The following is an 8839-nucleotide window of genomic DNA, read 5'->3' as shown; positions in this document are numbered from 1 at the left end:
AATTGCCAGCCGCCGCGCCGCAGCTGCTGACGCAGGCTGCGCGAGGGCCGGAAGTCATCCGGCGCGATCACGCAGCGCGGGTCCGGCGACCACCAGAGGATGGGCTGGTCGTCGCTGAACCAGGGGAAGATGCCGGCGCGGTAGGCCGTGAGCAGGCGGCCGGGGGAGAGGTCGCCACCTGCGGCCAGCAGCCCCGGCGGATCCGCCAGCGCGTCGCGCGGATCCGGGAAGGCGTCATCCGCCTCCAGCCAGGGCAGCAGGGTCGCCACGGGCGCGGGTCAGTGACCGCCCGTGTTCAGGCGTGGTGATCCAGGCCCAGGGCGTCGAGGTACTTCTCGGCGTCCAGGGCCGCCATGCAGCCGGCGCCGGCCGAGGTGATGGCCTGGCGGTAGATGTGGTCGGCGATGTCGCCGGCGGCGAACACGCCGGCCACGCTGGTCGCGGTGGCGTTGCCCTCGCGGCCGCTCTTCACCTTGATGTAGCCGTCCTTCATGTCGAGCTGGCCGGCGAAGATGTCGGAGTTCGGCTTGTGGCCGATGGCGATGAAGATGCCCGCCGCCGGCACCACCTGCGTGCCGCCATCCTGCGTGGAGGTGAGCAGGGCGCCGCTGACGCCGCCGTCGTCGCTGCCCTGCACCTCGGTCAGCGTGTGGTTCCAGATGATGCTGATCTTGCCGGCCTTTTCCTTCTCGAACAGGTGGTCCTGCAGGATCTTCTCCGACTTCAGCTTGTCGCGGCGGTGCACCAGGGTCACGTGCTCGGCGATGTTGGACAGGTACAGCGCCTCTTCCACGGCGGTGTTGCCGCCGCCGATGACCATGACGCGCTGGCCGCGGTAGAAGAAGCCGTCGCAGGTGGCGCAGGCGCTGATGCCGCGGCCCATGAAGGCGGTCTCGGATTCGAGGCCGAGGTACTGCGCCGAGGCGCCGGTGGCGATGATCAGGGCGTCGCAGGTGTATTCGCCGCTGTCGCCGCTGAGCACGAACGGACGCTCGCCGAGCTGCACGGCATTGATGTGGTCGTAGACGATCTGCGTGCCGAAGCGTTCGGCGTGCTGCTGCATGCGTTCCATGAGCGCCGGGCCGGTGAGGCCGTGGGCGTCGCCGGGCCAGTTGTCGACCTCGGTGGTGGTGGTGAGCTGGCCGCCGGCCTGCATGCCGGTGATGACCACGGGCTGCAGGTTGGCGCGCGCTGCGTAGACGGCCGCCGTGTAGCCGGCGGGTCCGGAACCGAGGATGATCAGGCGGTGATGCGCGCGGGCCATGGGAACTCCAGAGTGCGTGGGGCAGGGGGCTGCCGGGGGTCAAAAGTCAGGCGGCCAGTATAGCGGAGCATGGCATCTTGATGTCATGCCGTTACAATGGCGGATTGCAAGTCGCTCAGTGAACAGGAAAAAACGCGTGTCCGTGCCTGAATCTTCAACCGGAAATGCCGTGGCGCAGACGCTGGGACGCCGCGAGGTCCGCGCCGCCCTCTGGCTGGCGCTGGCCGGCTTCATGCTGCTGTCGCTGCTGTCGCGCAAGGCCGGCGACAGCGCCTGGACCCAGGTCGGCGATGGCGAGATCCACAATGCCGGCGGCGTCGCCGGCGCCTGGCTGGCCGACCTGCTCGGCTTCCTGCTCGGGCCGCTGGCCTACGTCGTGCCGCTGCTGCTGCTCTGGCGCGTGCTGCTGCTCTGGCGCTACCCGGTGGGCGCGCTGCGCGGCCTGCCGCAGGCGCTGGCCTGGCTGCTGGCGCTGCTGGCGCTGGCCTCGCTGCTGCACCTGCACAAGGTCATGCCGGGCTTCGGCCTCGACAACGCCGCCGGCGGCGTGCTCGGCCAGGCGCTGGGCGGCGCCATGTGGAAGGCCACCGGCCTGATCGGCAGCAGCATCATCCTGCTCGCCATCTTCCTGGTGTCGGTGACGCTGGCCTCCGGCCTGTCCTGGCTGCGCCTCATGGACCGCCTGGGGCAGACCCTGTGGTGGCTGGGCCGCGTGCTCTGGCAGCGCGTGCTGCCGCTGCTCGGCCGCGGCTTCGGTCAGATGAAGGATGCCGTGAAGGAGCAGCGCGACCGCCTGCCGGCCGCGCGCAGCCCGGCGACCGCCAGTGGCCACGGCAGCGGCGGCCCGGGTGCCGGCGCCTCGCGCGTGGAGCCGGTGCTGAGTCCGGTGCAGGTGGTGAAGCCGGTGATCAAGCCCAAGCCCGAGACCCACGCGGTGCCGCTGGACACGCCGCGCACGCGTCCGGAAATCACCATCCAGCCGCTGGCGGAAGTGAAGCCGGCGAAGAAGACCGATGCCCAGCGCCAGCTGTTCGCGCCGCCGCCGGGCGAGGGCACGCTGCCGTCCATGGACCTGCTGGACCCGGCCGATGCCCGCGGCAAGAAGGGCTACAGCGCCGAGGCGCTGGAAGGCATGTCGCGCCTGCTCGAGATCAAGCTCAAGGAATTCAATGTCGATGCCGAGGTGGTGGCGGTGCAGCCCGGCCCGGTCATCACCCGTTTCGAGATCCAGCCCGCGCCCGGCGTCAAGGTCGCGCGCATCACCAACATCGCCAAGGACCTGGCGCGCGCCATGGCCATGGTCTCGGTGCGCGTGGTCGAGGTCATTCCCGGCAAGTCGGTGGTCGGCATCGAGGTGCCGAACCAGGACCGCGAAATGGTGCGCCTGTCGGAGATCCTGACTTCGCACGCCTTCGAGTCCAAGGCCAGCCCGCTGACGCTGGCGCTGGGCAAGGACATCGCCGGCAACCCCATCGTCGCCGACCTGGCGCGCATGCCCCACCTGCTGGTCGCCGGCACCACCGGTTCGGGCAAGTCGGTGGGCGTCAACGCCATGATCCTGTCCATGCTGTTCAAGGCCACGCCGGCCGAACTGCGCCTGATCATGATCGACCCCAAGATGCTGGAGCTGTCGGTCTACGACAAGATTCCGCACCTGCTGACGCCGGTGGTCACCGACATGAAGGATGCCGCCAACGCGCTGCGCTGGTGCGTGGCGGAAATGGAGCGGCGCTACAAGCTCATGTCCAAGCTCGGCGTGCGCAACCTCGACGGCTACAACAAGAAGGTGGCGGATGCCATCGCCGCCGGCGAGCCGATCAAGGACCCGCTGTGGAAGCCGGGCGAGAACGTGTTCGAGGAAGAGGCGTCCGACCTCGGCAAGCTGCCGTTCATCGTGGTCATCATCGACGAATTCGCCGACATGATCATGATCGTCGGCAAGAAGGTGGAGGAGCTGATCGCCCGCATCGCGCAGAAGGCGCGCGCCGCCGGCATCCACCTCGTGCTGGCGACGCAGCGTCCCTCGGTGGATGTCATCACCGGCCTGATCAAGGCCAACGTGCCCACCCGCATCGCCTTCCAGGTGTCGTCGCGCATCGACTCGCGCACGATCCTCGACCAGGGCGGCGCGGAAATGCTGCTCGGCCATGGCGACATGCTGTTCCTGCCGCCGGGCACCAGCCTGACCGAGCGCGTCCATGGCGCCTTTGTCAGCGACGACGAGGTGCACCGCGTTTGTGGTGACTGGCGCGCCCGTGGCGAGCCGGACTACATCGACGACATCCTCGAAGGCAGCATGGACAGCGACAGCGCCGGCAAGGGCGGCGGTTTCGGCGGCTTCGACGATGTCGGCGGCGACCCGGAGCAGGACGCGCTCTACGATGAAGCGGTGGCTTTCGTGCTGGAGACGCGGCGTCCGTCGATCTCGTTCGTCCAGCGCAAGTTCAAGATCGGCTACAACCGCGCGGCGCGCCTGATCGAGGCCATGGAAAACGCCGGCGTGGTGACCCCGATGCAGAGCAACGGCCAGCGCGAAGTCGTGGTACCCCATCGCGATTGAGGAGAGACCCGACATGCCGGGCAAGAACACACTGCTGGCCACGCTGACCCTGTCCCTGGCCGGACTGCTCGCGTCGGCACCGCTGTCGGCCGCCGACGTGGCCGTGAAGCCCGCGCCCGCGAAGCCGGCCGCCGCGGCCGATGACAGCGCCGCCGGCACCGAGCTGGCGCAGCGCCTGAAGGCCATGACCTCGGTGCAGGCCGACTTCACCCAGACCAGCCAGCTGTCCGGCGGCCGCCAGCCGCAGGTGGTGACCGGCACCCTGAGCGCGCGCAAGCCCGGGCTGTTCCGCTGGGAGGTGCGTCAGCCGTACCAGCAGCTCATCGTCGCCGACGGCAAGGACATCCGCATCCACGATCCGGACCTGCAGCAGATGACCATCCGCCCGCTCGGCGACGAGTGGGCGCAGACTCCGGCGCTGCTGTTCAGCGGCGATGTCAGCGGCCTGCGCCAGCAGTTCGCCATCAGCCGCCGGCAGAACGGCGCGCTGACCGAATTCACGCTGACGCCGAAGGCGAAAGATGCCGTGTTCGCCGGCGTCACCCTGCAGTTCAAGGGCGACGAGCCCTTCGCCATGAAGCTCGATGACAGCCTGGGCCAGAAGACCAGCATCGAGTTCTTCCGCGTCAAGCGCAACGGCAAGCTGGCCGACAGCCTGTTCAAGCTGGTCCCGCCGGCCGGCACCGACATCATCCGGGAGTGACCATGACGCGCAGGCGGCCGCATGAGCACGCGTGACGCCCAGCCCTGGCAGCCGCTGGCGGCCCGGCTGCGGCCGGCCTCGCTGGACGAGTACGTCGGCCAGACCCATCTGCTGGCGCGCGGCCGCCCGCTGCGCGAGGCACTGGAGAGCGGCCAGCTGCATTCCATGATCCTCTGGGGCCCGCCGGGCGTCGGCAAGACCACGCTGGCGCGGCTCATGTGCACCGCCTGCGACGCCCGTTTCATCGCGGTGTCGGCGGTGCTGTCGGGGGTGAAGGAGATCCGCGCCGCCATCGAGGAGGCGCAGTTCCATCGCCAGAATGGCCACCGCACCGTGCTCTTCGTTGACGAGGTGCACCGCTTCAACAAGTCGCAGCAGGACGCCTTCCTGCCCTATGTCGAAGACGGCACGCTGATCTTCATCGGCGCCACCACCGAGAATCCGTCGTTCGAGCTCAACAAGGCGCTGCTGTCGCGCGCGCGCGTCTACGTGCTGCGTTCGCTGGCGCAGGAGGACCTGGTTGCCTTGCTGCAGCAGGCGGTGGCGGACCCGCGCGGTCTTGCCGAGCGCGACCTGCGTTTCAGCGACACTGACCTGCAGGCGCTGGCCCATGCCGCCGACGGCGATGCCCGGCGCGCGCTCAACCTGCTGGAGATTGCCGCCGACCTCGCCGAAGCCTCAGGCGGCGCGCTCGATGACGACGGCCTGGCAGAAGTCCTGCAGGGCTCGGTGCGCCGCTTCGACAAGAGCGGCGACGACTTCTACGACCAGATCTCGGCGCTGCACAAGTCGGTGCGCGGCTCCGACCCCGACGCCGCGCTGTACTGGTTCAGCCGCATGCTCGACGGCGGCGCCGACCCGTACTACCTGGCGCGGCGCATCATCCGCATGGCCTGGGAAGACATAGGCCTCGCCGATCCGCGCGCCATGCAGATCGCCAACGATGCCGCGCAGACCTACGAGCGCCTGGGCAAGCCCGAGGGCGAGCTGGCGCTGGGGCAGGCGGTGATCTACCTCGCGGTGGCGGCGAAGAGCAACGCCGGCTACAACGCCTACAACGCCGCCCGCGCCTTTGTGCAGCAGGACCGCAGCCGCGAGGTGCCGGTGCACCTGCGCAACGCGCCGACGAAGCTTATGAAGGAACTGGGCCACGGCCGCGAGTACCGCTACGCCCACAACGAGCCCCATGCCTACGCCGCTGGCGAGACCTATCTGCCCGAAGGCATGCCCGAGCCGCGCTGGTACCAGCCGGTGCCGCGCGGGCTGGAGATCAGGATCGGCGAAAAGCTGGTGTTCCTGCGCAAGCTCGACGAGGCGGCGGGGAAGGGCTGAGGGCGGTCGCCGCGACAATGCCGCACGGTTGTCCTGGCCCGGGTCGGAGACACGCATCCGGCGGCTTCCGGCCGTTTTCGGCGATGCCAATCCGCACACGGCATGCGGCCGCTTCGGCTATGATACGTCCTTCGTCACTTCACCGATTTGCAAGGATCCCTCCATGCTGGACCCGAAACTGCTGCGCCAGGACCACGCCACCATCGCCGCCGCGCTCGCCAAGCGCCATGTCAGCTTCGACAGCGAAGCCTGGAGCGCGCTGGAAAGCCGTCGTCGCGAGCTGCAGACGGAGACCGAGCGCCTGCAGGCGGAGCGCAACAACGGCTCCAAGCGTTTCGGCATGGCGAAGAAGGCCGGCGAAGACACCACCGCGCTGCAGGCTGAAATGACTGCCATCAACACCCGCCTGGCCGAGGTCGAGCTGGCGCTGCAGGCGGTGCAGGCCGAATGGCAGGCGCAGGCGCTGAGCGTGCCCAACCTGCCGCACGAGTCCGTACCGGCGGGCAAGGGCGAGGAAGACAACGTCGAGGTGCGGCGCTGGGGCACGCCGGCCGCGCTGACGTTCGAGGCGCAGGACCATGTCGCCCTCGGCGAACGCCTGGGCATGGATTTCGAGCGCGCCAGCAAGCTCAGCGGCGCCCGTTTCACCGTGCTCAAGGGCGACCTGGCGCGCCTGCACCGCGCGCTGACCCAGTTCATGCTCGACATCCACACCCGGCAGCACGGCTACGAAGAGCTGTACGTGCCGTATCTGGTCAATGCCGACAGCCTGCAGGGCACCGGCCAGCTGCCCAAGTTCGCCGAGGACCTGTTCAAGGTGCCGGGCGAGCGCGACCTGTACCTGATTCCCACCGCCGAAGTGCCGGTCACCAACCTGCACCGCGACGAGATCCTCAGCCCGGCCGAGCTGCCCAGGCGCTACACCGCGCACACGCCGTGCTTCCGCAGCGAGGCCGGCTCCTACGGCCGTGACACCCGCGGCATGATCCGCCAGCACCAGTTCGAGAAGGTCGAGCTGGTGCAGTTCGTGCGTCCCGAAGAGTCGGATGCCGCGCTGGAAACGCTGACCGGCCACGCCGAGGCCATCCTGCAGAAGCTGGAGCTGCCGTACCGCGTCATGCTGCTCTGTGGCGGCGACATGGGCTTCTCGGCCACCAAGACCTACGACCTGGAGGTGTGGCTGCCGGGGCAGGGCAAGTACCGCGAAATCTCTTCCTGCTCCAGCTTCGGCAGCTTCCAGGCGCGCCGCCTGCAGGCCCGCTACCGCCACCCGGACACCGGCAAGCCCGACCTGCTGCACACCCTCAACGGCTCCGGCCTCGCCGTCGGCCGCACCCTGGTCGCCGTGCTCGAGAACGGCCAGCAGGCGGATGGCAGCGTGCGCATTCCGGCCGCGCTGCAGCCCTACCTGGGCGGCCAGACCGAGCTGCGTCCGGCCTCGGCCTGACGCACGGACAGGACGCGACCATGCACACGCTGCCGCTGGGATTCCGGCTCGATGGCGAGCCCTGCCTGGTGGTCGGCGGCGGCGAGATCGCCTCGCGCAAGATCGCGCTGCTGCTGCGCGCCGGCGCCCGCGTCACCGTGGTCGCGCCCGAGGTGCTGCCCGTCCTGCGCGCCGAAGTCGAGGCCGGGCAGGGCGGCGTGCTGGCCCGTGCCTGGGCCGAGGGCGACATCGCCGATGCCGTGCTGGTGATCGCCGCCACCGATGACGCCGACCTCAATGCCCGCGTTTCCGCCGCCTGCCGCGCGCGCCGCATTCCGGTCAACGTGGTGGACGCGCCGGACCTGTGCACGGTCATCTTTCCCGCCATTGTCGACCGTTCGCCGCTGCTGATCAGCGTGTCCAGCAATGGCGAGTCGCCGGTGCTGGCGCGCCTGCTGCGCAGCCAGCTGGAGTCGACCATTCCCGCTGCCTACGGCCGCCTGGCGACGCTGCTGGGCAGTTTCCGCCGCGAGGCCAAGACCGCCTTCCCGGACGTGCCGGCGCGGCGCGCGTTCTGGGAGCGCCAGCTCGCCGGCGCGCTGCCGGAGCTGGTGTTCGCCGGCCGTGACCAGGAAGCCCGCGCGCAACTGGCGCAGGCACTGGAAAACCCCGAGCAGCCGCCGGCGGGCGAGGTCTACCTGGTCGGTGCCGGCCCCGGCGACCCCGACCTGCTCACCTTCAAGGCGCTGCGGCTGATGCAGCAGGCCGATGTCGTGGTCTACGACCGCTTGGTGTCGCCGCCGATTCTCGACATGTGCCGGCGCGACGCCGAGCGCATCTACGTCGGCAAGGCGAGGGCGGACCACGCGCTGCCGCAGGAGAGCATCAACGCGCTGCTGGTGCGGCTGGCGAAGGAAGGCAAGCGCGTGTGCCGGCTCAAGGGCGGTGACCCGTTCATCTTCGGGCGTGGCGGCGAGGAAATCGAGGAGCTGGCGGATGCCGGCGTGCCGTTCCAGGTCGTGCCCGGCATCACCGCCGCCAGCGGCTGCGCCGCCTACGCCGGCATTCCGCTGACCCACCGCGACCACGCGCAGTCGGTGCGTTTCGTCACCGGCCACCTTAAGGACGGCACGCCGGACCTGCCCTGGGAAGAGCTGGTGCACCCCAACCAGACCCTGGTGCTGTACATGGGCCTGGTCAGCCTCGGGCCGATCCGCGAGCAGCTGCTGCGCCACGGCCTCACCGAGGCCACGCCGGTGGCCATGATCTCCAAGGGCACGACCCCGCAGCAGCAGGTGCTGACCGGCACGCTGGGCGACATCGTCGAAAAGCTGGCCGGCCGGCCGCTGCCGGCGCCGACGCTGATCATCGTGGGGGAGGTGGTGCGGTTGCGGGAGCGGTTGAGCTGGTTTGGGGCGTAAACGTTGAACCGTATTTTCTGCGACTGAGCCCGAAAATTGGTCAGTATTTATATTTGCTGCCAGCAGCTAGAGGCCATTAGCTATTGTGTCGCTTATTCGGAAAACATTTTTCAGGGCTCAGTCGGCGCTGGCG

At 69.3% G+C, this 8839-nt stretch carries 7 protein-coding genes; 5 read left to right on the top strand and 2 right to left on the bottom strand.

Features of this window, described 5'->3' with window-relative positions; genetic code table 11:
* A partial coding sequence (locus tag C5O18_RS03745; protein WP_420884468.1) for a leucyl/phenylalanyl-tRNA--protein transferase occupies positions 1–269 on the bottom strand: 269 nt, incomplete at its 3' end.
* A 26-nt stretch (positions 270–295) separates the two neighbouring features.
* Positions 296–1264 (bottom strand): thioredoxin-disulfide reductase, encoded by a 969-nt coding sequence (trxB, locus tag C5O18_RS03740; protein WP_105191595.1) that lies wholly within the window; start codon positions 1262–1264, stop codon positions 296–298.
* 169 nt (positions 1265–1433) lie between these two features.
* Here trxB and C5O18_RS03735 point away from each other — a divergent pair, with 169 nt between their 5' ends.
* The 5 genes from C5O18_RS03735 (at position 1434) to cysG (ending at position 8706) form a co-directional block, all read left to right on the top strand.
* Complete coding sequence (locus C5O18_RS03735) at positions 1434–3824, top strand: DNA translocase FtsK (RefSeq protein ID WP_241146727.1); 2391 nt, start codon at positions 1434–1436, stop codon at positions 3822–3824.
* Between the two features lie 13 nt (positions 3825–3837).
* Positions 3838–4527, top strand: a complete 690-nt coding sequence (lolA, locus tag C5O18_RS03730) for an outer membrane lipoprotein periplasmic chaperone LolA (RefSeq protein WP_105191591.1) — start codon at positions 3838–3840, stop codon at positions 4525–4527.
* 21 nt (positions 4528–4548) lie between these two features.
* Positions 4549–5859 (top strand): replication-associated recombination protein A, encoded by a 1311-nt coding sequence (locus tag C5O18_RS03725; RefSeq protein WP_105191589.1) that lies wholly within the window; start codon positions 4549–4551, stop codon positions 5857–5859.
* A gap of 163 nt (positions 5860–6022) precedes the next feature.
* The gene (serS, locus tag C5O18_RS03720; protein ID WP_105191587.1) at positions 6023–7306 is read left to right on the top strand and encodes a serine--tRNA ligase; all 1284 of its coding nucleotides are present in this window, start codon (positions 6023–6025) and stop codon (positions 7304–7306) included.
* A 20-nt stretch (positions 7307–7326) separates the two neighbouring features.
* The gene (gene cysG / locus C5O18_RS03715; RefSeq protein ID WP_105191576.1) at positions 7327–8706 is read left to right on the top strand and encodes a siroheme synthase CysG; all 1380 of its coding nucleotides are present in this window, start codon (positions 7327–7329) and stop codon (positions 8704–8706) included.
* Positions 8707–8839 lie beyond the last annotated feature (133 nt).

The sequence above is a fragment of the Amnimonas aquatica genome (genome assembly GCF_002943415.1).
GTDB classification, from domain to species: Bacteria; Pseudomonadota; Gammaproteobacteria; order Pseudomonadales; family Moraxellaceae; genus Perlucidibaca; species Perlucidibaca aquatica_A.
Note: the sequence above shows the minus strand (reverse complement) of the source record. Positions and strands in the feature narration are given on the sequence as shown.

What these genes read in the sequence shown, in the direction of transcription:
- serS (WP_105191587.1), top strand. Translation starts at nt 6,023, where the DNA reads ATGCTGGACCCGAAACTGCTGCGCCAGGACCACGCCACCATCGCCGCC.
- cysG (WP_105191576.1), top strand. Translation starts at nt 7,327, where the DNA reads ATGCACACGCTGCCGCTGGGATTCCGGCTCGATGGCGAGCCCTGCCTG.
- trxB (WP_105191595.1), bottom strand. Translation starts at nt 1,264, where the DNA reads ATGGCCCGCGCGCATCACCGCCTGATCATCCTCGGTTCCGGACCCGCC.
- lolA (WP_105191591.1), top strand. Translation starts at nt 3,838, where the DNA reads ATGCCGGGCAAGAACACACTGCTGGCCACGCTGACCCTGTCCCTGGCC.
- C5O18_RS03725 (WP_105191589.1), top strand. Translation starts at nt 4,549, where the DNA reads ATGAGCACGCGTGACGCCCAGCCCTGGCAGCCGCTGGCGGCCCGGCTG.